Annotated in this window: 19 protein-coding genes and 1 riboswitch; of the genes, 3 read left to right on the top strand and 16 right to left on the bottom strand. The window is 69.8% G+C overall.

What is annotated here, in order from left to right:
• Positions 1-69 precede the first annotated feature (69 nt).
• The 5 genes from J2852_RS01530 to J2852_RS01550 form a co-directional block, all read right to left on the bottom strand.
• The gene (locus tag J2852_RS01530) at positions 70-1,212 is read right to left on the bottom strand and encodes a hypothetical protein (RefSeq protein ID WP_209869850.1); all 1,143 of its coding nucleotides are present in this window, start codon (positions 1,210-1,212) and stop codon (positions 70-72) included.
• 233 nt (positions 1,213-1,445) lie between these two features.
• Positions 1,446-2,168 (bottom strand): ABC transporter ATP-binding protein, encoded by a 723-nt coding sequence (locus J2852_RS01535; RefSeq protein ID WP_343206656.1) that lies wholly within the window; start codon positions 2,166-2,168, stop codon positions 1,446-1,448.
• The gene (locus tag J2852_RS01540; protein WP_343206657.1) at positions 2,165-3,925 is read right to left on the bottom strand and encodes a branched-chain amino acid ABC transporter ATP-binding protein/permease; all 1,761 of its coding nucleotides are present in this window, start codon (positions 3,923-3,925) and stop codon (positions 2,165-2,167) included. Before J2852_RS01540 ends, J2852_RS01535 begins: the two co-directional genes overlap by 4 nt.
• Positions 3,918-4,790, bottom strand: coding sequence for a branched-chain amino acid ABC transporter permease (locus tag J2852_RS01545; RefSeq protein ID WP_209869853.1), 873 nt, complete (start codon positions 4,788-4,790; stop codon positions 3,918-3,920). Before J2852_RS01545 ends, J2852_RS01540 begins: the two co-directional genes overlap by 8 nt.
• A gap of 157 nt (positions 4,791-4,947) precedes the next feature.
• Positions 4,948-6,069 (bottom strand): ABC transporter substrate-binding protein, encoded by a 1,122-nt coding sequence (locus J2852_RS01550; RefSeq protein ID WP_209869856.1) that lies wholly within the window; start codon positions 6,067-6,069, stop codon positions 4,948-4,950.
• A gap of 56 nt (positions 6,070-6,125) precedes the next feature.
• Positions 6,126-6,226: riboswitch (TPP riboswitch) on the bottom strand.
• A 215-nt stretch (positions 6,227-6,441) separates the two neighbouring features.
• Between J2852_RS01550 and J2852_RS01555 the strand changes: the two genes are divergently transcribed.
• Together J2852_RS01555 and J2852_RS01560 are read left to right on the top strand one after the other, a co-directional pair.
• On the top strand, positions 6,442-6,756 hold the full coding sequence (locus J2852_RS01555; RefSeq protein WP_209869859.1) for an STAS domain-containing protein: 315 nt from the start codon (positions 6,442-6,444) through the stop codon (positions 6,754-6,756).
• A 139-nt stretch (positions 6,757-6,895) separates the two neighbouring features.
• Complete coding sequence (locus tag J2852_RS01560; protein WP_209869870.1) at positions 6,896-8,977, top strand: methyl-accepting chemotaxis protein; 2,082 nt, start codon at positions 6,896-6,898, stop codon at positions 8,975-8,977.
• Between the two features lie 16 nt (positions 8,978-8,993).
• Here the strand turns inward: J2852_RS01560 and J2852_RS01565 are convergent, their stop codons facing one another.
• Both J2852_RS01565 and J2852_RS01570 read right to left on the bottom strand, forming a co-directional pair.
• Positions 8,994-9,887 carry a DMT family transporter gene (locus tag J2852_RS01565; protein ID WP_209869873.1) on the bottom strand — a complete coding sequence of 298 codons (894 nt, stop codon included), beginning with the start codon at positions 9,885-9,887 and terminating at the stop codon, positions 8,994-8,996.
• 52 nt (positions 9,888-9,939) lie between these two features.
• Positions 9,940-10,887, bottom strand: coding sequence for a DMT family transporter (locus J2852_RS01570; protein WP_209869876.1), 948 nt, complete (start codon positions 10,885-10,887; stop codon positions 9,940-9,942).
• A gap of 210 nt (positions 10,888-11,097) precedes the next feature.
• Between J2852_RS01570 and J2852_RS01575 the strand changes: the two genes are divergently transcribed.
• On the top strand, positions 11,098-13,254 hold the full coding sequence (locus J2852_RS01575) for a phytoene desaturase family protein (RefSeq protein ID WP_343206658.1): 2,157 nt from the start codon (positions 11,098-11,100) through the stop codon (positions 13,252-13,254).
• Here J2852_RS01575 and J2852_RS01580 read toward each other — a convergent pair.
• The 9 genes from J2852_RS01580 to J2852_RS01620 all read right to left on the bottom strand — a co-directional run bounded on the left by J2852_RS01580 (position 13,233) and on the right by J2852_RS01620 (position 22,427).
• A complete protein-coding gene (locus tag J2852_RS01580; RefSeq protein WP_209869878.1) occupies positions 13,233-14,132 on the bottom strand; it encodes a DMT family transporter in 900 nt (299 codons plus the stop codon). The genes J2852_RS01575 and J2852_RS01580 overlap by 22 nt on opposite strands.
• Before the next feature lie 4 nt (positions 14,133-14,136).
• On the bottom strand, positions 14,137-15,459 hold the full coding sequence (deoA, locus tag J2852_RS01585; protein ID WP_209869883.1) for a thymidine phosphorylase: 1,323 nt from the start codon (positions 15,457-15,459) through the stop codon (positions 14,137-14,139).
• Positions 15,460-15,501: 42 nt separating this feature from the next.
• Positions 15,502-16,320, bottom strand: coding sequence for a deoxyribose-phosphate aldolase (deoC, locus tag J2852_RS01590; protein ID WP_209869886.1), 819 nt, complete (start codon positions 16,318-16,320; stop codon positions 15,502-15,504).
• Positions 16,317-17,150, bottom strand: a complete 834-nt coding sequence (locus J2852_RS01595; protein ID WP_209869889.1) for a purine-nucleoside phosphorylase — start codon at positions 17,148-17,150, stop codon at positions 16,317-16,319. The genes deoC and J2852_RS01595 overlap by 4 nt, the downstream gene beginning before the upstream one ends.
• A gap of 2 nt (positions 17,151-17,152) precedes the next feature.
• On the bottom strand, positions 17,153-17,563 hold the full coding sequence (gene cdd / locus J2852_RS01600; protein WP_209869891.1) for a cytidine deaminase: 411 nt from the start codon (positions 17,561-17,563) through the stop codon (positions 17,153-17,155).
• Entirely contained in the window at positions 17,563-18,537 is a 975-nt protein-coding gene (locus J2852_RS01605) for an ABC transporter permease (RefSeq protein WP_209869894.1), read from the bottom strand. The genes cdd and J2852_RS01605 overlap by 1 nt, the downstream gene beginning before the upstream one ends.
• A gap of 1 nt (position 18,538) precedes the next feature.
• Positions 18,539-19,666 (bottom strand): ABC transporter permease, encoded by a 1,128-nt coding sequence (locus J2852_RS01610; RefSeq protein ID WP_209869896.1) that lies wholly within the window; start codon positions 19,664-19,666, stop codon positions 18,539-18,541.
• Between the two features lie 116 nt (positions 19,667-19,782).
• Entirely contained in the window at positions 19,783-21,312 is a 1,530-nt protein-coding gene (locus J2852_RS01615; RefSeq protein WP_209869899.1) for an ABC transporter ATP-binding protein, read from the bottom strand.
• A 131-nt stretch (positions 21,313-21,443) separates the two neighbouring features.
• Positions 21,444-22,427, bottom strand: coding sequence for a BMP family lipoprotein (locus J2852_RS01620; RefSeq protein ID WP_209869900.1), 984 nt, complete (start codon positions 22,425-22,427; stop codon positions 21,444-21,446).
• Positions 22,428-22,483 lie beyond the last annotated feature (56 nt).

Genomic DNA, 22,483 nt, shown 5'->3' on the forward strand with positions numbered 1-22,483 from the left:
TCGTCCGGCATGACGGGAAAACCGGTCCGCGCGCCGGTCGGTTCCAGCGCGCGGGGTATGCTTTACCCGTTAGGGCTTGCTCGTCTGGGCGGGGGCCGCAGGAGCGGGAGCCGTGGCGGCCTTGCGCAGAACCTCGGCAAGGTTGTCGCGGACCTTGTCGGCCAGCGCCTTGTCGGTGTCGGAGGATTCGTGGAACAGCACGGTGAACAGGCGGGCCGGCGACAGGAAGAAGGTCAGCGACACGTGCATCTTCGCGCCGTCCTTCATCGTGCAGTCCACCGCGCCGGTGCGCAGCGACACGCCCGACACGGTCTCGACCGGGTTGAGGCTGATGGTTGAGGTGCCGTCGCACCGCTTCTTCATGGCCTCGGCAAAGCTGCCGGACAGATCGGCGAGCTTGGCGTCCTCGCCCACCACGCGCTCGCGGATGCCGCCGACCACCGGGCCGAAGCGCCAGGCGACGTCGGCCGGACGCTCTTCCTTCGGGATCTTGTCCATGGACACCGGCTCGACCTCGCGCAGGCCGGCGGCCAGAAGCAGGTCGGTCAGGCCGGGCGGCAGCGCGCCGGGCTTGGCGGTCTCCTTAGGCGCCGGCGGCTTGGTCGCCGTGGTCAGCGGCGGGACGTTGCCGGACTTCTCCACGCAAGTCTTCAGATCGGCCAGGATCTTCTTGGTCCCCTTCAGGGTGAAGGAGATGCGATCGGCGGCGGAGATGAAGGTCAGCTCGTTGCCGTTGGTCAGGGCCGAGTACAGCTCCTCGTCCTTGCCGTTCGGGACGACCAGCATGTCGGGTTGCGGGGCCACGGCGGTGCGCTCGCGGGTGAGCTTGCCGTCCACCGAGATCTTGACCGGCCACTGCTGCCCGCCCGGCAGTTCGGCGCCGGGAATGGCAACGCCCAGGTTCACCTCGCCCTTCGCGTTGCGGGCGATCATCAGGGAATGGCCGGAATCGAAGCGGCCTTCGATGACGCAGTAGGAGAACTTGCCGTCCTTGTCCTTGGCGGGGCCGCCAACCCAGCCGTCCTCCAGAGCCGCCGGGCCGGTCTTCACGGGCGCGGGCGGCGGGGGCGGCGGTTCCGACGCGGGCAGCGGGTAGTAGAGGCCGGGCGGATCGACCGGCACGAGTTCGGCCAGCTGCGCGTTCTCGGCGTGGACGGCGGTGGCGCCCAGCAGCAGGAGGGCGGAGAGCGCGGCGGCAGGCTTGCGAATCATAAGAATTAGTCCATTCGGGCAAAGCGACGGCGGAGGCTAGCCGCAGCAACCGACCTCCGCAAGCAAAAGGGGCCAGGCTTCGGGGGTGGTTTTTGGGGCTCGAGGGAGGGGCACGGCGGTCAAGTCCCTTCAAAACACGGATAAACACGGATTCTATCGGATGGACACGGATTTCCGGTGCTCTTGATTCGCGTCTAGCCGTGTCTTCCATGCCCCACCGGGAGGCTTCGCCCTTACCCGCCGAGGAAGGCTTCGCGCAAGGTTTCCTGGGGAAGGCTGTCGGCCGGGCCGTCGTGGACGATGCGGCCGAGGCGCAGCAGGACGGCGCGGCTGGTGGCGGACAGCGCGCGGGCGGCGCTCTGTTCGGCGACGAGGACGGTGGTGCCTTCGGCGGCGATGGCGCGGACGGCGGTGAAAACCTCCCCGGCCAGCTTGGGCGACAGGCCGAGCGACGGCTCGTCGAGCAGGAGAAGGCGCGGACGGCCCATCAGCGCGCGGCCAACGGCGAGCATCTGCTGCTGACCGCCGGAGAGGCGCCACGCCTGATCGGCGGTCTTCTCGGCCAGCGCTGGGAAGAGGGTGAAGACGCGCTCCACGTCGCGGGCGCGGTCGGCGCGGCCGAGGGGGCTGGCGACCTCCAGATTGTCGCGCACGCTCATGCCGGGGAAGACGCGCCGGCCCTCGGGAACATAGCCGAGGCCACGGCGCACGCGCCGTTCAGTGGCGAGGTTGGTGATGTCGTCGCCGTCGAGTTGGACGCGGCCCGCGCTGGCAGGAATGAGGCCGAGGATGGTCTTCAGCAGCGTGGACTTGCCGGCCCCGTTGGCGCCGAGCAGGGCGACGGCCTCTCCGGCGCGGAGCGAGAGCGAGATGCCGTGCAGGGCGGTGGCGCCGCCATAGCTGGCGGTGAGGCCGTCGATGCTCAGGAGGGGGGCGGTCAGGAGGGGTTCGGTCACGCGGCGCCCTCCCCCAGATAGGCGGCGACAACGGTGGGGTCGCTGCGCACGCCCTCGGGCGGGCCATCGTAGAGGATGCGGCCCTGGTCGAGGCACAGGACGTGACCGGCGAGCGGCAGCAGAAAGCCCATGTCGTGCTCAACCACCAGCAGCGCCGTGCCGGTCGCGGCGATGGCGCGGAGGTGGGTGGCGAGGTCGGCCTTCTCCGCATCGGTCAGGCCGGCGGCGGGTTCGTCCAGCAGCAGGACGGACGGCTGGCGGGCCAGCGCGCGAGCCAATTCGACACGGCGGCGCAGCGCGGCCGGAAGGTCGGCGCAGGGACGCGGGGCGAGGTCGGCGGCGTTCAGGCGGCCCAGGATGTGGAGGGCGTGGGCCTCGGCCTCGACGATGGAGCGATCGCGGTCCAGGCGGGCGGCGGCGACGGCGTCGAGCACCGTGGCGCCCGGCGGCAGGCTGACGGCCTGGAAGGTGCGGGCGATGCCGGCCCGCGCGATGCGGTCGGGACGCCAACCGGAGATGTCGGAACCCGTGATGTCTTGGCCGGACAGGAGAATGCGGCCTTGGTCGGGGCGCTCCAGGCCGGAGACGAGGTTGATGACCGTCGTCTTGCCGGACCCGTTCGGGCCGATCAGGCCGGTGATCGAGCCTGCGTCGAGGACCAGCGACACGCCATCCACCGCGCGCACGCCGCCGAAGGATTTGCCGAGGTCGGCGATCTGGAGGACCGGGCCGGTGGCGGGTTGGGGGACCGGGGGTGCGACAGGGATGGGGAGCGGCTTCGGACGCGGCGGGAACAGGCGGTCGATGAGGCCCGTCAGGCCGTGCGGGGCCAGAACGATGGCCGCCAGGAGGGCCACGCCGTAGACCAGCAGATAGCTGCGCTCCAGGAAGCGGAACCACTCCGGCAAATGGATCAGCAGCACCGCGCCGAGGATCGCGCCGGCCACCCGGCCGCGCCCGCCGACCACCGCGATGGTCAGGATGGAGACCATGACGGGGAACTCCAGCACCTCCGGCGAGACGACGCGCTGGGTGTGCACGGCGAGCGCTCCGGCCGCCCCGCCGTAGACGGCGCTGAGCGCGAAGGCGGTCAGGCGCAGCCGCCCGACGTCGAGGCCCAGCGTGCCGGCGGCGAGCGGGTCGTCGCGCACCAGCGTCAGGGCGCGGCCCCAGCGCCCGCGCGCCAGCGTCCACGCGATCAGGCCGCCGATGGCGACGAAGCTCCAGACGATGGCGGCGAGCGGCAGGCCGCGCGGCACGGCCCAGCCGAACAGGACGATTCCGGGGACGCCGGGCAGGCCGTTGGCGCCGCCGGTCAGGCCGGGACTGTTGACCGCCAGCAGATGCACGACTTGGGCAATGCCGAGCGTGGCGAGGGCGAAGTAGTGCGATTCCAGGCGCAGCACCGGCAGGCCGACGAGCAGCGCTACGGCGAGGGGGACGAGGAGGGAGACCGGGAAGGTCGCGGCGAAGGTCCATCCCCACTGGCTGCCGAGAATGCCCGTGGCGTAGGCGCCGAGGCCGAAGAAGGCGCCTTGCGCGAGCGACAGGGCTCCGCCCAGGCCGAAGACGATCTGGAATCCGATGGTGGCGAGCGCGTAGACGCCGGCCACGGTCAGCACGCGCAGGCCGTAGGGCGACGCGTAGAGGGCGGCGTAGGCGACAAGGGCGACAACGACGACAGCAACGATCCCCTCCCCTGCCGCAATGTGGGGGAGGTTCAGGGTGGGTGCTCGCTTCGACACGGTCTCACGCACGGCGCCGCGCCGCCTCCCCGAACAGGCCCTGCGGGCGGGCGACCAGGATGACCAGCAGCGTGGCGTAAAGGGCGCCGAGCGCAACGGGGTAGGACAGGACGGACGAGACTCCGACCTCGAACAGGGCGATCAGCAGCGCGCCGACCACGGCACCGGGCACCGAGCCCCAGCCACCGATGGTCACGGCGATGTAGGCCTTCAGGATCAGATCCCCGCCCGCCGTCGGCGTCACGAAATAGCGGTTGGCGAGCAGCAGCCCCGCCGCCCCGGCGTAGGCCGTGCCGAGCGCGAAGGTGACGAGGATCATCGCCGTGACGGGCACACCGCAGGCGCGGGCCATCTCCGGATCCTGGGCGGTGGCGCGCAGGCGGCGGCCGAGCTGCGTCCTGGCGAAGACCCATTGCTGGGCGGCGATCAGGATAGCGGCCACGGCGATGATGGCGAGCGACTGTTCCGCGACGGTCAGTCCGCCGACACTGACCGTGCCGCCGGAGAACAGGGGTGGTGCGGCGCGCGGCTCCGGCCCGAACAGGATGGTGGCGCCGTTCTGAAGGATGATGCCGGTGGCGATTGTGCTGATGAAAACGCCGACCGGTGGGCGGTTGCGCAGGGGAAGGTAGGCGGCCAGCGCGAGGATCAGGCCGAGCGCGGCCATGAGGAGGATGGTGAGAGGCAGCAGCGCGATGCCGGGCAAGGGAATATGCGGCGCCAGCGCCACGGCGAGCAGCCCGCCGGCCATGACGAGGTCGCCCTGCGCGAAGTTCACGGCAGAGGTGGCGTTCAGGACGAGGACGAAACCGAGCGCGACCAGCGCGTAAGCCGCGCCGAGGGCAACGCCGTTGATGAGGAGTTGCAGGGTGATCATGGTGACTTGCCCCACGGGAAAGCCGCGCGGCGAGCCCCCACCCTAACCCTCCCCCACCTGACGGCGGGGGAGGGAATCAAACCTGCCCCCACGCAGTGGGGGAAGGAGGGGCCCAACCGAAGGCTGGGAGGAAGGGGGCTTGCGGCGACCACTCCCCTCACTTCACCACACCGGTCACGTTGTCGTAGCGCTTGGCGATCTTCGGGACGCGCGACGTGCCGTCGTAGCAGACGATCACCGCCGAGTGGGCCATGTTGCCCTTGCCGTCGGACCTGTAGGTCATGGCGAGGCCCCGGTGCGTGCCGGTGGACAGCGCCTTGCGGATGTCGTCGGGGGTGCGGGCGCCGGCCTTCACGGCTTCCAGCACCATGCGCATGCCGTCGTACTGGCCGAGCGCGAAGGCGTCGGGCTCCGTGTTGAAGGCACTGCGGTACGCGGCGGTGAAGTCCTCCACCTCCGGGCTGCCGCCGGAGATGGGCGAGGCGGCGGTTTCCGCGCACACGCCCTTCAGCTCGGCGGGCTCCAGCAAGGCGGCGGTGCTCGGCTGGTGCATGGCGGAGCCGGCGACGATGGGAACTTCCACGCCGTTGGCGGCGGCCTGCCGGATGAACAGGGCGGTCGGGCCGGAATGCAGGTGCAGGACCAGCACGTCGGGCTTGGCGGCCAGCGCCTTGGTCAGCACGGGAAGGAGATCCTTGGCGGCGGGGTCCACGCCTTCCTCGAAGACGAGATCGGCGCCGAGGGACTTGAACGCCTCGGTCAGGTGGGCCTTGCCGGACTGGCCATAGGCGGTGGTCTGGTAGATCAGCGCGGGGCGCTTTTTGCCAAGTTCCTCCACCACGTAGCGGGCGTGGGCCTCCTTCGTCACGGCGTCGCCGGGGAAGAAGCGGAAGACCCAGGGGTTGCCCTGCTCTGTGATGCTGGCGGTGCCGGAGACGGTGACCAGCGGGATTTTATACTCGGCGGCCAGCGGCAGCATTGCCAGCATCTGCGTGCCGAGCATGCTGGCGGCGACGGCGGCGACGTTCCGGCCGGCCGCGCGCTCCAGCGCCGTCACGGCGGCCTCCGGCGAGGTACCGGTGTCGATCACATCGGAGGAGATGGTCACGCTGGCGGGCGCGTCCTTCAGCGCCAACACCGCGCCGTTGCGCTGGCTGGTGCCCTCCAGCGACAGGAAGCCGGTGAGCGGGACGAGGACGGGGAAGGACAAGCTCTCGGCCCGCGCCGGACCGGCCGCCGCAATCGCAAGACCAAGGAGAACGGGTAGCAACCGCCGCATGGATGGAAACTCCTCCTGGCCGGCGGGAAGCCGTCGCGAAGTCACTGCCGTGGCGGCGCTTCGCACGGTCGGCTCCCTTCGCTGGCATGACCCAGATCAGGTTCGATGGGTGTGGTCTCAGCCCGCCCCGGAGAAGCGGGCACCCCAGCCGTGATGACCGCACAGTGGAACCCGGCGGCGGCGCTGTCAAGAAAGGGCGTTGCGTCCGGGAATCACAAAATTGCAATCGAAACGCCACGAAACCGCAGAGCGACTGTGGTCATGTCCGGCGGCCGATCCGCGGCGCTCCGCCGCATAAGGGAAAGCCGCTCGACCATGTGGACTTCGACACGATGCACCTCGGGACATGGGCCGGAGGACGAGGCACGGTGCGTGCGCGTCCGGCTGGCCGGGCGCATCGACTACACCGCGCTAGCCGCGATGAGGCCGCTGCTCCGCCATGTGGAGGAGAGCGCGAGCTTGTGCGTCCGCTTCGATCTGTCGGCGGTGGAGTTCATGGACTCCTGCGGCATCGGGCTTCTGCTGGCGATGCGCAACACGGTGCGGGAAAAGGGCGGCAGCATCGGGTTTGAGAACCTCACGCCGCGCGTCCGGCGGATTCTGGAGCGCAGCGGGGTCGCCGCCCTCGCCGCGCCGGAGCAGTCCTGGTCGGCGCCTTCCTGGCCGGGGCAGCCCTGCGCGGCGTGACGGAGGTGCTCTGCGGCAATTGGTCGCCCGGTATGCGCGAGCAATATTCTGCCAATCTCTACGGACAAATGAACCGTTCCTTCGGTTTGAGAGTTTTTAGCGAACCGAGGGCAGACTTCATCGCCGAAGAGGACGCCTGATGCCCCCCACCGCAGCCGCCGCGCAGGCCCCACGGAATGAGGCGACGGCTCCCGACCGCGCGCTTTGGCGGATCGACGCGCGCACCGAGGCGGCGTTGCAGGCTTTGGGGGCGGCGTTGGGGCCGGTGGTCGAGCGGACCCTGGGGGAAGCGGCGGATTCGGACGAGCAGCGGCGGGCTCTGCGGGCGCATCTGGACGCCGTGCTCGCGGCACGGTTCGATTCCGGGTTCATGGAAAGCGCGAGAGGCGTGGACTCGGCGCTGGCCGGGCGGGCGCTGCTGCTGGAGCGCATGGCGGCGCACGTCATCCGCGCCCACCGCTTCGACCGGGAACGCGCGGCGGTGGAGGTCGGGGCGCTGATCCGCGGCGTGCTGCTGGGGGTGGAAGCGTCGCTGGCGGCGCAGCCGGAGGCCGTCGCGTCTCCCGACATGACCCGCGAGATGGAGGAGTTCGCCGAGAGCTTCGAGCGCGAGCTGCGCGAGACGGTGGACCTCGTCCGTCACAACGCTGCCAGCATGGAGGGTGCCGCCGACGAGGTGCTGGGTGCCGCCAATAAGGTGGCGACCGAGGGCGAGCACGTTACCCAGGCGTCGGAACAGACCAACATGAACGCCCGCCTGATCGCGCTGGCCGCGCGCGGGCTGTCGGAATCCTTCAGCGAGATCACCGCCAAGGTGGAGCACGCCACCGAAAGCTCCCGCGACGCCTCCACCCGCTCGCAAGAGGCGCAGGTCTACGCCACCACCCTGGCCGAGGCGTCGGAGCGCATCGGCAGCGTCGTCAAGCTGATCGAGAAGATCGCCAAGGAGACGCGGCTGCTGGCGCTCAACGCCTCCATCGAGGCGGCGCGGGCGGGCGACGCCGGCAAGGGCTTCGCGGTGGTGGCGAACGAGGTCAAGAACCTCGCCGACCAGACCAACAACGCGACCGGCGACATCCGCACCCAGATCGAGGCGATGCAGGCCTCCATCAACCAGACCGTCACGGCCATCGAGTCCGTGGCCCATCGCGTGCTGACGGTCACCGACGACATCGCCTCCATCACCGAATCCGTCGCCGAACAGGCCATCGTCACCCGCGACATCGCGGACAACGCCGACGAGATGGCCGAGAGCATGCAGAGCGTCCACGAGCGCATCGAGAACGTGGCGCAGGCGGCCGAACGCTCCACCAAGAAGGCCAGCGAGCTGTGGGAGAACGCCACGGGCCTCGTGAAGCAGATCTACGGCATCAAGCGGCGCGTGACGGCCAGCTTGCGCGGCACCCGCTTCGGTAACCGCCGCCGGGAGGACCGCATCGCCGTGGACATCGCCTGCACGGTCGAGGTGGACGGGCTGAGGTTCCAGAGCCGGTTGGACAACATCTCCATGGGCGGCTGCCAAGTGCGGGAGTTGCAGCTGGCGAGCGCGGATGGCTACGCGATCAAGCTGGACATCGAGGGGCAGGGCCGCACCACCGGCACCATCGTGGCGACCGAACGCGACATCGCCCATGTGCGCTTCGATCCGTTGGCCCCGGACTTCGCGGCTCGGCTGACGCAGGCGCTGACCCGCTGGAACGCGGCGGACGCGGAGCTGGTCGGCCTCGCCCAGGATACGGCCAAATCCATCGGCGCGCTGTTCGACGCGGCCATCGACAAGGGGCAGACCAGCTTCGAGCAGATCTTCTCCACCGACTACGAACCGGTGCCGGGCAGCGATCCGCAGCAGTTCACGACCACGTTTACCGAGCTGTGCGACCGGCTGCTGCCCAGCCTTCAGGAACCCGTGCTGGGCAAGCACCGGCGGATCGTCTTCTGCGCGGCGGTGGACCGCAATGGCTACCTGCCGACCCACAACAGGAAATATTCGGAGCCGCAACGGCCGGGCGATCCGGACTGGAACAAGGCGCATTGCCGCAACCGCCGCATGTTCGACGACGCGACCGGCCTCGCCGCCGCGCGCAACCGGCAGCCGGTGCTGATCCAGACCTATCGCCGCGACATGGGCGGCGGGCTGGTCGCCTCGATGAAGGACGTGTCGGCACCGGTCTACGTGAAGGGCAAGCACTGGGGCGCCTTCCGCATCGGCAGCGAGGGGTAGCCCTGCCCTTCGCGCTTTACGCGCGGCGGCGCATCGTCTCGCGGTGGAGGATGTAGAGGCCGCTGGCGATGATGACGCCCGCACCCGTCAGCACCGTCGGCGTCGGCACGTCGCCGAACACCAGGAAGCCGAACAGGGTCGCCCAGATCATGCCCGTGTACTCGAACGGCGCCACCACGGCGGCGGGGGCGAGGCGGAAGGCCTGGGTCATCAACACCTGCGCCCCGGCGCCGAGCGTGCCGACCAGCAGCATCAGGCCGGCATCGGCAAGGCCGGGGGCCTGCCACACGGGCACGGCGGCGATGCCGCTCACCACCGTGGTCGTCAGCAGAAGATAGACGACGATGGCGGTGTTGCTCTCCGTCCGCGACAGGCCGCGCACGGCGATCATGGCGAGCGCGTAGAAGAAGGCGGCCGCCAAGCCGACCAGCACCGGCAGGAGCGGCGCGTCGGCCTCGGGCCGGGCCATCACCACGACGCCACCGAATCCGACCAGCACCGCCGCCCAGCGGCGCCAGCCCACGGGCTCTCCCAGCAGGGGCATGGACAGCGCGGTGATAAACAGCGGGCCGGCGAAGCTGAGGACGTACACTTCGGCCAGAGGCAGATGCTTGAAGGCGTAAAAGAAGCAGCCCATGGACAGCAGTCCGGCGAAGGCCCGCCAGACATGGGCGAGCGGACGGCGGGTGCGCATGCCGCTCCAGCCGCCGCGCGCGATCGAGATGCCGCCGACCAGCAACACCGCCACCGCCGAGCGCACGAACATCAGCTGCGCCACCGGATAGCCGGCGCTGAGATACTTGATCAGCGTGTCCATACCGGCGAACAGCAGGATCGCCAGCAGGAAACAGCCGATGGCTTGGCGCGTGTCGTCGGTCTGGATGGTCGGGAGGGCGTCGGTCCGGGTCATGGTCGCACCCTAACCGAACCGCGCCCATACGGCCCAATGCCGCAACCGCAGGTCAGGCCCGCGCGCCGCCTCCTTGTAAGCTGCCTCCTTGCAGGAGGTACAGGCCGCTTCCCATCACGATCACCGTGCCGACGAGGGTGGCGAGGCCGGGCATCTCGCCGAACAGCAGCGCGCCGAACATCACCGCCCACAGCATGGAGCTGTAGGAGAAAGGCGCCACCACGGCGGCCGGAGCCAGCCGGTAGGCCTGCGTCATGGCAAGCTGCGCCACGGTGGACAGCAGCCCCGCCCCGGCCATCAGGGCAAGGCCGCGCGCGTCGGGCATGACGAAGTCCGGAATCATGCCGACGCCGCCCAACACCCCGCAGGCCAGCGTGAAGTAGAAGACGATGGAGACGTTCGTTTCCGTCCGCGACAGCCGGCGCACGCAGATGGAGGCGAGCGCGCCGAACAGCGTGGCGACGACGCACAGCAGCGCCGTGCCGGACAGCAGGCCCGCCCCCGGATTCAGCATCACCAGCACACCGAGGAAGCCGACACCGACCGCCGCCCATTGGCGGGCGCGCACCGCCTCCCCCAGCAGCGGGGCGGACAGGGCGGTGACGAACAGCGGGCCGGCGAAGCTGATCGCGTAGACGTCGGCGAAGGGCAGACCGCCGAAGGCGTGGATGAAGCCGGCCACCGACAGAGCGCCGACGATGGAGCGCAGCAGATGGCCGAGCGGTCGCCGCGTCGCCAGCGCGCCCCAGCCGCCCATGCGCGCCAGAACCACGGCGAGCGGCGCCAGCGAGAAGAGGGAGCGGAAGAACATCACCTCCATCGCCGGGTAATGGGCGACCAGTTCCTTTTGCAGCACGTCCATCAGGGCGAACAGGAACAGGCAGAGCAGCATCCACCCCACCCCGCGCCGCACCGGGTTGTCCGCGCGGGGAGAAGGAATGGAGACGGGGGTGGAAACAGGAACCGGAAGAGCGCCGATCAACGCGGTGTCCGAGGGCATGGCCACACCGGCAATTATAGTTAACGATTACCGGCTTTTTAGGCGAATGCCCGTGATCCCGGGGTGCGAACCGCCGATGCCCGCCCTTTGTCCCCGATGTCCGAGCGTGGCGGTGGGGCGAATGCTCCATCCCCTCCCCTGCAACTCGCGCTTCGCGAAACGCGGGAACGGCTGTTTTGCGAAGGATTCCCTGCCTTTCGCGGATCGACGGTGGCGAGGATCGCCGGATTGGAGAGGCTGGCCGCCGGCATCTTCTGCATGAAAGGCACGGCCATGATCCATTCGACCGGCTTGCGCATCCTTCTCGGCTTCTCCCCCTGGATCGCCTTCGGCGCGTTGCAGCCGGCCGGCGGCCTATGGGCCACGGCGGCGGCGTTCCTGCTCAGCGTCATCCTCTGCGCGGTGGATCGGCGGGGCGGGTCGCTGAAGGCGCCGGAGCTGGTGGCCGCCATCTTCTTCGCGGTGCTTCCGGCTTGCGGGCTGCTGGGCTGGAGCTGGCCGGGGGAGAACATCGGACTGGTCATCCACCTCGTGCTGGCGGGGATGGCCTTCGGCACGCTGGCGACGGGCAGCCCCTTCACCCTGCAATACGCCCGCGACGCGTGGCCGCGCGACTATTGGCAAATGCCGCAGTTCGTTGCGATCAATTCGGCAATCACAGCGGTGTGGGGCGCCATCTTCCTGGTCAGCACGGCGGCCTTCTGGCTGGCCCCGCTGTGGGCGCCGTTCATGAGCATGGCCGCGACGGTGGTCGGGATCGTGCTGAACCGGAAGCTGCCGAACTGGCTATCCGGCCGGGCCATCGCCAAGCAGCTCGCCGCCATGGAGCCCTATGACTGGCCGGCACCGGTAGTGATCGGTTCAAGAGACGGCGATGCACGGGACGTGGTGGTGGTCGGGGCCGGCATCGGCGGGTTGACGGCGGCGGCGCAGCTGGCGGCGGACGGGGCGCGGGTGACAGTGGTGGAGGCGCACGACCGGCCGGGCGGCTACTGCTCCTCCTGGGAGCGCAAAGTGCGCGGGGCGGACGGGACGGTCGGGCGCTTCGTCTTCGACGCGGGCGTGCACGACATCAGCGGCGCCCATAAGAACGGCCCTGTCGGCCACCTGCTGCGCACGGTCGGGGTGGCGGACCGGGTGAACTGGCAGGCGGTGAACCGGGGCGTGTACGTGGGTGGGCAGCTTCGCCGCCTGCCGGACGACGCGGACGGGCTGGTCGCCATGATCGCGCGGGACTATCCAAACAGTGCGGCGGGCGTAGCCGCCTTCGTGGAGGAGATGCGCGGCATCTACCGCGACCTGTATCTGGGCTGCGCCGAGACGGGCTTGCCGCACATCCCGCGCGATGTGAAGGCGATGCGCGCCTATCCCCGCACCTGCCCGACCGCCTTCCGCTGGAAGGACACGAGCTTCCTGACGATGCTGGAACGCTTCGTGCCGGACGCCGGGGCGCGGGCCTTTCTGGCGAGCCTGACCTGCTATCTGTCCGACCGGCCGGAGTTGCTGCGCGCCAACCAAATGGCGCCGATCTTCGGCTATTTCTTCGACGGCGGCTTCTACCCGGAGGGCGGGTCGCAACGGCTGGCCGACGCGCTGGTCGAGGCGATCCGGGAGAACGGCGGAGAGGTCCATTTGCGCACGCCGGTGCGGCGAATCCTGGTGGAAGGCGGACGCGCGGCGGGGGTCGAGACGGCCGATGGGCGGCGGATCGCGGCCCCGGCGGTGGTGTCCAACGCCGACGTGCGGCGGACTATGCTGGAACTGGTGGGGGCGGAGCATCTGCCGGCCGACTATGCGGCGCGCTGCCGGGCTCTGCGTCCGTCCGCCTCGGCCTTCATGGTGACGCTGGGGCTGGACATCCTGCCCGACCTGCCAGCCATGTCCTTCGTGCTGGACGAGCCGGGCGTCGGCATCGCGGTGCCGTCGGTGCACGACGCCTCGCTGGCTCCGGCGGGGTGTGCGGCGGTGACGCTGATGCGGCTGGCCCCGGCCGATGGCGGGTGGGACCGGACGGCGGACGACTATCGGGAGCGCAAGGCACGGGTGGGCGACGCCATGATCGCCGCCGCCGCGCGGGCGATTCCGGACCTGAAGCGGCACATCGTCCACCGCCAGGACGCCACCGCCGCGACCTTCGCCCGCTACGCCCACACGACGGGCGGCGCGATCTACGGCGTCGATCCGGCGCAGCGGCCGCTGCCGCGCAAGTCGCCCATTCCGGGGCTGTGCCTAGCGGGCGGCGGGGTGTTCCCCGGTCCGGGGGTGGAGGCCTGCGTCATCTCCGGCCGGCTGGCGGCCGAGGCCTTGAAGGGGAACTGGGAGCAGTCGGAGGTGCCGGAACCGGATCAGGCGGTCTGGGCGGCTTGAGAGCGGGCTTGGCGGGCGGCCTCCGCCTCGCGGCGCAGGAGGTAGAGGCCGCTGCCCACCACGATGGCGGTGCCCAGCGCCAGCCAGGGGCTCGGCACGTCGCCGAAGACGACCAGCCCGATCAGCACGCCCCAGACGATCTGCGAATACTGGAAGGGAGCGACGACCGGCGACGGGGCGATGCGGAAGGCGGTCAGCAGGCAGAGCAGCGCCACCCCGGCGCTCAGGCCGCACAGCGCCATCAGCGCCCAGTCCTGCGGAGCCGGCGGGATGTAAACCTGGGGCAGCACAGGCCCCAGCAGCAGCACGGCCAGCAGATTGCCGTAGAAGGGGAAGGACGCCGTCGTCTCCTGCCGGCCCCAATGGCGGACGAGCAGAGCGGAGGAGGAGAAGCACAGGGCGCTGACGATGGCACCCATGGCCCCGGTGTCGATGATCGCCTCGGTCGGGCGCAGCATCACCAGCACGCCGCCGAACCCCACCAGAACGGCCAGCCAGCGCCGGGCGTCCACCCGCTCGCGGAAGAACAGGGCGGACAGGACGGTGATGATGAGCGGCGACGAGAACAGGATCGCGTAGACGTCGGCCAGCGGCATGCGCGCGAAGGCGAAGAACGCCCCATAGCCGGAACCGAGGCCGAGCAGCCCGCGCAGCAGTTGCAGCCCCGGCCTCCGGGTCGCCAGCATGCGCGGCCCACCCTGCCACAGGGCGAAGCCGGCGATGGGCACCAGCGAGAACAGCGCGTTGAAGAAGACGGTCTGCGGCAGTTGGTAGCTGCCGGACAGGAACTTCATCAGCGCGTCGGTGATCGCGAGGCCGACGAAGCCGACCAGGATGATCCCGATGGCCCGCAGGTTGGTGCGCCGGTCCCCGCTCATCACTCTACCGGCCGATGCGCTCGGCGATGAGAGGACCCTTGGCCGGAGCCACGTCGGCGATGGTGAAGGCCTGGCGCAACAGGCGGGTGGCGTCCTCCACCTGGGCATCGCTGCGGGCGTGCACGATGGCGAGCGGACGTCCGCCGGGAGCGACCGAGGCGCCGAGGCCAGCGACGTCGGCGAGACCCACGGCGAAGTCAATGGGATCAGTCGTCTTGGTCCGGCCACCGCCCAGCGCCACCACGGCGATGCCGACCGCGCGGGTGTCGATGGCGGAGACGACGCCGGAACGGTCCGGGTAAACGGGGCGGACGATGGGGGCGGCGTCGAGGTGGTGGTCGGGCGCCTCCAACAGGTCGGCCGGGCCGCCCAGCGCGTGAACCATGCGGGCGAAGCGCTCGGCGGCGGCGCCGCTCCGCATGGCCTTGTCGAACATCGCGCGGCCGGCGGCGGCGTCGGGCGCGAGCTTGGCGAGAGCGAGGAGTTCGGCGGCCAGCGCGGCGGTGACCTCGTACAGGCGGGGCTCCGCTTCGCCGCCGCGCAGGATGTCGATGCACTCCCGCATTTCCAGCGCGTTGCCGGCGGTCAGGCCCAGCACCTCGTTCATGTCGGTCAGCAGGGCGACCGTGGGCAGGCCGGCGCCCTCGGCCACCGTGACGATGCTCTGGGCGAGTTCGCGCGACTTCTCGAAGGTCGGCATGAAGGCGCCGGAGCCGAACTTCACGTCCATGACCAGCGCGTCGAGGCCGGCGGCCAGCTTCTTCGACAGGATCGAGGCGGTGATGAGGTCGATGGACTCCACCGTCGCCGTCACGTCGCGGATGGCGTACAGGCGCTTGTCGGCCGGGGCGATGTCGTCGGTGGCGCCGATGACCGCGCAGCCAACGTCCTTCACAACTTTTTCAAGCGTCGCGCGGTCGGGCTTGGCGCGGTAGCCGGGGATGCTCTCGAACTTGTCGAGCGTGCCGCCGGTGTGGCCAAGGCCGCGCCCCGACACCATCGGCACGAAACCGCCGCAGGCAGCCAGCGCCGGGGCCAGGATCAGGCTGACCTTGTCGCCGACGCCGCCGGTGGAATGCTTGTCCATCACCGGGCCGGGCAGCGACAGGTGGTCCCAGCGCATCACCGTGCCGGAGCCGGTCATGGCGCGGGTCAGGGCCACGCGCTCCTCCAGCTCCATGCCACGGAAGAAGACGGCCATGGCGAAGGCCGCCGCCTGCCCTTCCGTCACGGAACCGTCGGTGATGCCGCGCACGAAGGCGTCGATCTCGGCGGGGTCGAGGCGTGCGCCGTCGCGCTTCCGGCGGATGATTTCCTGGGGGAGCATGGTGCCTTCTGTTCATTAGCCGGCAGTGGCCGGCTGGGCGGTTCAGTAGCCGGCGGTCGCCGGCTGGGCGGTGGGGGTGCCGTGGCCGGCGGCGGCGAGCAGGGAATCGAGCAGGCTCGACGCGCCGAAGCGGAAGGTCTTCGCCGTCGCCCAGCCCTTGCCCTGGATGGCGTCGGCCAGCGCCAGGAAGGCGGCGGCACCATCGGCGTCGCGGATGCCGCCCGCCGCCTTGAAGCCCAGCTCCTTGCCGGATTCATGGATGGTGTGGAGCATCACGGCGGCGGCCTCCAGCGTCGCGGCCGGCTGGACCTTGCCGGTGGAGGTCTTCAGGAAGTCGGCCCCGGCGGCGATGCAGTCGCGCGCGGCCCAGGCCAGCAGTTCTGGATCGGGGAAGCAGCCCGACTCCAGGATCACCTTCATGGTCGTGTCGGCGCCGCAGGCCTCGCGGCAGGCGCGGATGACGTTGATCGGCTGGGTGCGGGCGCCATCGATGAAGGCGCGGTAGGGCAGAACCACGTCGATCTCGTGCGCGCCGTCCTTCACGGCGGCCTTGGTCTCCGCCGCGACGGAGGCGGCGTCGCCCTCCCCCGTGGGGAAGTTGACCACCGTGGCGATCCTGATGCCGGAGCCCTTCAGCGCCTTGCGCGCGGGCTTCACGAAGCGCGGCCAGATGCACACGGCGGCGACCTTGCCGGCCGGCGTGACAGCGCGTTTGCAGAGCTTCTCCACCGTGTGTTCGGTGTCGTCGTCGTTCAGGCTGGTCAGGTCCAGCATGCCGATGGCGCGGGCGGCCAGCTTGGCGGTGGCCTTGGCCGAGGCGGCGGCGTCGAGCGCCCGTTGCAGGTCGGTGGAGAGTTTCATGGCCGGGGTCCGTCCTTTTCGTGCAGCCCTTCCAGAAAGCCGACCAGCAGCCGCTCCAGCTCGGAGGCGGCGGCCGACGCGGCGCGCAGGGTCTGGTCATGGTCCACCGGCCCGTCGCCGAGCCCCACGCCCAGGTTGGTGATGACCGCGCAGCCCACCACCCGGAGGCCGCAATGGCGCGCGATGATGCATTCCGGAACCGTGGACATCCCGACAGCGTCGGCGCCCAGCAGCTTCAACATGCGGACCTCGGCCGGCGTCTCGAAGGACGGGCCGGGATAGGCGACGTACACGCCCTCGGCAAGGTCGATGCCAATGGCTGCTGCCTTGGCTTTCAGAAGGGCGCGCAGGGCCGGGTCCCAGGCGTCGGTCATGCTGGGGAAGCGCAGGCCGAAGCTGTCGTCGTTGGGGCCGGTCAGCGGGTTGGCACCCAGCATGTTGATGTGGTCGGAAATCGCCATCAGGCAGCCGGGACCGACATCAAGTTGCAGGGAACCGGCGGCGCAGGTGAGGGCCAGGATGTCGCAGCCGGCGAGCTTCAGCGCGCGGATCGCGGTCTTCAGCGTGTCGAATCCGGCGCCCTCGTAGGCGTGGACGCGGCCCTGCATGCAGGCGACCGGCTGGCCGCCGAGAGTCCCGAGCACGAGGCGGCCGGTGTGACCCTCCACGCTCGGGACCGGGAAGCCGGGCAGTTCGGTGTAGGGGATGGCGACGGCGTCCGCGATGCGGTCGGCGACGCCGCCGAGGCCGGAGCCCAGCACGATGCCGACCCTCGGCTTGACGCCGGGGGCACGGTGCAGGATTTCGGCGGCGGCGCGTGCGGCGGTCATCGTTAAAAATCCAGGTTATCGGGGCCGAAGGAGTGCGGCAGCAGCTCCGCGAGCGTGAAGGTGCGGCGCAACCCCTCCGGGCCGCAAACGTGGATCGGGGTGTTGGGCGCGGCGAACTCGCGCAGGCGCTGGCGGCAGCCGCCGCAGGGCGTGCAGAGCAGCCCGTCGCCCGGTTTACCGCCCATCACGACGATTTCCCGGATGGCGCGGTCGCCGCCCAGGATCATCGCGCCGATGGCCGAGGTTTCCGCGCACTGGCCCTGCGGGTAGGCCGCGTTCTCCACGTTGGCGCCCGCGAAGATCTGGCCCGAGGGGCCGAGGATTGCGGCACCGACGCTGAAATTCGAATAGGGGGCGTAGGCATTCCCCATGGCGTCGCGGGCGGCGTCGATGAGGGCGTTCAGATCGGGCATCAGCGTTCCTTCACGTACGGGATGCCGCTGGCCTTCGGCGCGATGGCCTTGCCGACGAAGCCGGCGAGCAGCAGCACGGTAAGGACATAGGGCAGCATCTGGATGAACTGTACCGGGATCACGCCGACGATGGGCAGCGGCACGCCTTGCAGCCGCACCTGAACGGCATCGGTGAAGGCGAACAGCAGGCAGGCGAACAGGGTCGGCCAGGGCCGCCACTTGCCGAAGATCAGCGCGGCCAGCGCCAGATAGCCCTTGCCCGCCGTCATGTCGCGCACGAAGCCGGCGCCGTGGGCGGTGGACAGGTAGGCCCCGGCCATGCCGGTCAGCACGCCGGTGAGGATGACCGCCTGATAGCGCAGCTTGGTGACGGAAAGGCCGGCGGTGTCCACGGCGGCCGGGCTCTCCCCCACCGCGCGCAGGCGCAGCCCGAAGCGGGAGCGGGTCAGCACCCAATGCGTCACGATCACGACCAGCAGGGTCAGCCAGATCAGCACGTTGGTGTCGTCGATCAGCTCCCGGTAGATCGGGCCGATGACGGGGATGGGCGACAGCGCTTCCACGCCGGGGAGGCGGATTTGCGGGAGGCGCGCCTCGCCGGGCAAAAGCGGCGTTTGCCCGCCCTGCTTGAACCAAGCATAGGCGAGCGTCGGCGCAAGACCAGCGACCAGGATGTTGATCGCCATGCCGGAGACGACCTGATTGCCGTGGTGCGTGATGCAGGCGAAGCCGTGCACCAGGGCCAGGGTGACCGAGGCGGCGATGGCGGCGAGCAGGCCGAGCCAGGGGCTGCCCGTCGAATAGGCGACGGCGGCGGCGAAGAAGGCGCCGGCCAGCATCTTGCCCTCAAGCCCGATGTCCACCACGCCCGCGCGCTCGCAATAAAGGCCGGCGAAGGCGGCGAGGACGAGCGGGGTCGCCACGCGGATCGTGGCGTCGATCAGCAGCAGGGCGAGGATCAGGATGTCGTCCATCTCAAGACCTCCCCTCTCCCCGGCTGCCCCGGCGCCGGAACAGCGATTCGACCTGCGGCTTGAACAGGTTTTCCAAGGCGCCCGCGAACAGGATGACGAGGCCCTGGATGACCATCACCAGCTCGCGGTTCACGTTGGGATACTCGAACGACACCTGCCCGCCGCCCTGCGCCAGCATGCCGAACAGCAGGGCCGCCAGAATGATCCCGACCGGGTGGTTGCGCCCCATCAGCGCCACGGCGATGCCGACGAAGCCGACGCCGCCCGTGAAGTTCAGAAGGATGCGGTGCTGCACGCCGAGGATCTCGTTCACCCCGACGAATCCGGCCAGCGCGCCGGAGATCAGCATGGCGAGGATGATGTTCCGCGACGGCGAGATGCCGGCGTAGACCGCCGCGCGCTCGTTCTGGCCGACCGTGCGGATCTCGTACCCCCAGCGCGTCCGCCACAGGAACAGCTGGAACAGCGCGCAGCAAGCCAGCGCCCACAGAAAGGACAGGTTGAGGGGGGATGCGGGGATGGTGACGCCGACCCAGCCCAGCGCCCGCTCCATGGAGGGCAGCCAGGTTCCAGGGTCGAACTCCCGCGTTTCCGGCGACTGCTGGCCCGGCTTGATCAGCACGTCCACCAGCAGGTAGGTCATGATGGACGCGGCGATGAAGTTGAACATGATCGTCGTGATGACGATGTGGCTGCCGCGTTTGGCCTGGAGCCAGCCGGGAATCCAGGCCCAGGCCGCCCCGAACAGCGCCGAGACGAGGATTGCCGCGACGGCCACCACCGGCCACGGCCAGCCGGTCATCGCCAGCCCGACCAGCCCGGCGCCCAGCCCGCCCAGATACGCCTGCCCTTCCCCGCCGATGTTGAACAGCCCGCAGTGAAAGGCGATGGCGACCGCCAGCCCGGTGAAGATGTAGCTGGTCGCGTAATAGAGGGTGTAGCCGATGGCCTCCGGATAGCCCACGGCCTCGACCAGCATCAGGGACAGCACGTCCACCGGATTCTCGCCGATCACCAGGATGACCAGCCCGGACAGGATCAGCGCGACCAGCAGATTGAGCAGAGGCAGCAGAGCGTAGTTCACCCAGCCGGGCACCTCCCCCGGCATGCCGAACCCCTTGCTCGCCATTCCCTGCGCCATGCCCAACCCGGATGTGGTTCGCGTGTTCAACGCACAATCGGCATGGAAGGTGCCCCGGCCCGCTGCACAGCGCAAGCTTGAGCGTTCGCGCTATGACGCGAGGCTTAGGCGGCACCCGCCATCATCAGGCCGAGACGGCGTTCGTCGGCCTGTTCCGGCGTGACCTCGCCGACGAGGTGGCCGTCGAACATCACAAGGATGCGGTCGGACAGGCTGAGGATTTCGTCCAGTTCGACGGAGACCAGCAGGATGGCCTTGCCCTGGTCACGCAAGGCGACGAGGCGCTTGTGGATGAACTCGATGGCGCCGATGTCCACGCCGCGCGTCGGCTGGCCGACGAGGAGAAGGTCGGGGTTGCGCTCCATCTCGCGGGCCAGAACGATCTTCTGCTGGTTGCCGCCGGAGAAGTTCGCGGCGCGCAGAGTCGGGTCGCGGGGACGGACGTCGTAGGCCTCCATCTCCGACTCGCAGCGGGAGAGGATGGCGGCGCGGTCCATCAGAACGCGGCCGTTGTAGACCGCCTCGTCGTGGTAGCCGAGGATGGCGCATTCCTGCGCCTCGAAACTGGTGACGAGGCCGACCCTCTGGCGGTCCTCCGGGACATGGCCGACGTGGAGCCGGCGCAGGGCGCGGGCGTTGAACAGGCCGGGCCGGCCCGCGAGATCCTCGCCGCGCAGGCGGACGGTGCCGGCGGCGATGGGGCGCATGCCGGCCAGCGCCTCCAGCAATTCCGACTGGCCGTTGCCGGACACGCCGGCGATGCCGACGATCTCGCCCGCGCGGACGGTGAAGCCGACGCCCTTGACGCGCTCGACGCCGGAGCGGTCGCAGACGCGCAGGCCCTCGACGGACAGGACGACGGGGCCGGGGTTCGCGGGGGTTTTCTCCACGCGCAGCAGGACCTTGCGGCCGACCATCAGTTCGGCCAGCTGTTCGCGGCTGGTGCCAGCCGTGCGGACGTTCGCCACCACCTCGCCACGGTGCATGACCGTGACGTTGTCGGTCAGCTCCATGATTTCGCGGAGCTTGTGGGTGATGATGATGATGGTCTTCCCCTGCTCGCGAAGCGCGCGGAGGATGCGGAAGAGGTGGTCGGTTTCCTGCGGGGTGAGGACGCCCGTGGGTTCGTCCAGGATCAGGATGTCGGCGCCGCGATAGAGCGCCTTCAGGATCTCCACACGCTGCTGCGCGCCGACCGGGAGTTCGCCGACCGGGCGGTCGAGGTCCACCTCCAGCCCGTATTCGCGGGCGAGGTGGATAAGTTCCTTGCGGGCGCGGTCCCGGCCGGCCGCGAGGGTCACCCCGCCTTCGGCGCCGAGCAGGACGTTTTCGATGACGGTGAAGGGATCGACCAGCATGAAGTGCTGGTGGACCATGCCGATGCCCACGGCCAGCGCGTCGCGCGGGCTTTTGACGCTGACCGGGCGGCCGTCCACGAGGATCTCCCCGCTGTCGGCGGGAAGGTAGCCGTAGACGATGCTCATGATCGTCGATTTGCCGGCCCCGTTCTCGCCGATCACGCCATGGATGGTTCCCTTGGGCACGGCTAGCGACACGTCGCGGTTGGCGTGGTTGGCGCCGAACCACTTGTTCACGCCGCGGGCTTCCAGGGCGGGGGGCGGGGGTTGGGTCATGGTGTCTTGGGAGGTTGTCGCGGGGAGCCCCCACCCTAACCCTCCCCCACCTTCGGCGAGGGAGGGAACTTTAGCCCCTTCCCCCGCCGCAAGGTGGGGGAAGGCCGGGATGGGGGCCGGGTGCAGGCGCTTTACGGCTGATACGCCTTCACCTGAAGCTGGCCGGCGATGATCTGCTGCTTGGCCTCTTCGACCTTCTTTTCCATGTCGGCGGTGATGAGCTTGCGGTTGTTCTCATCCAGCGCGTAGCCGACGCCGTCGTCCTTCAGGCCGACGAGACGGTGGCCGGCCTTCCAGCTGCCGTCCTTGGCGGTCTTGAAGCAGTCGTAGACGGTCACGTCCACGCGCTTGACCATGGAGGTCAGGATCTTGCCCGGATGGATCCAGTTCTGGTTGCTGTCCACGCCGATGCCCAGCTTGCCGGCGTCCGCCGCCGCCTGGAGCACGCCGAGGCCGGTGGCGCCCGCCGCCGCGAAGACGATGTCGGCGCCGCGCCCGAACTGGCTCTTGGCCAATTCCGCGCCGCGCGTCGGGTCGTTCCAGGCGGCCGGGGTGGTGCCGGTCATGTTGGAGAAGACCTCGCCGTCCGCCTTGACGTGTTTGACGCCCTGCTCGTAGCCGGTCAGGAAGTTGCGGATCAGCGGGATGTCCATGCCGCCGACGAAGCCGACCTTGCCGGTCTTCGACGCCAGCGCCGCCAGCATGCCGACGAGGAAGGAGCCCTCATGCTCCTTGAAGGTCACGGACTGGACGTTGGGCAGTTCCAGCTTGTCGTCGATCAGGCAGAACTTGGTGTTGGGGAATTCGCGCGAGACCTTGTCCACGGCGGCGGTCTGGGCGAAGCCGACCGCCGTGATGACGGTGGCGCCGCGCCGCGCCATGTTGCGCAGGGCCTGTTCGCGCTGGCTGGCGTTCGTCACCTCGAAGTCGCGGTAGGCGATGCCGGTTTCCTTCTTGAAGCGCTCCGCCCCGTTGTAGGCGGCCTCGTTGAAGGACTTGTCGAACTTGCCGCCCTGGTCGAAGACGACGGCGGGGACGAATTCCTCGGCGGCCAAGACCGGGGTGGCGCTCGCGGCCAGCGACACGGCCAGGGCAGTCAGGATGCGCTTCATCATCGTCGAATTCCCTTCCCTGTTCTTATAAGGCCCGTTTCTTTCGGGACCTGACGCGA

Origin of the sequence: Azospirillum soli, assembly GCF_017876165.1 — a bacterium.
Taxonomy (GTDB): Bacteria; Pseudomonadota; Alphaproteobacteria; order Azospirillales; family Azospirillaceae; genus Azospirillum; species Azospirillum soli.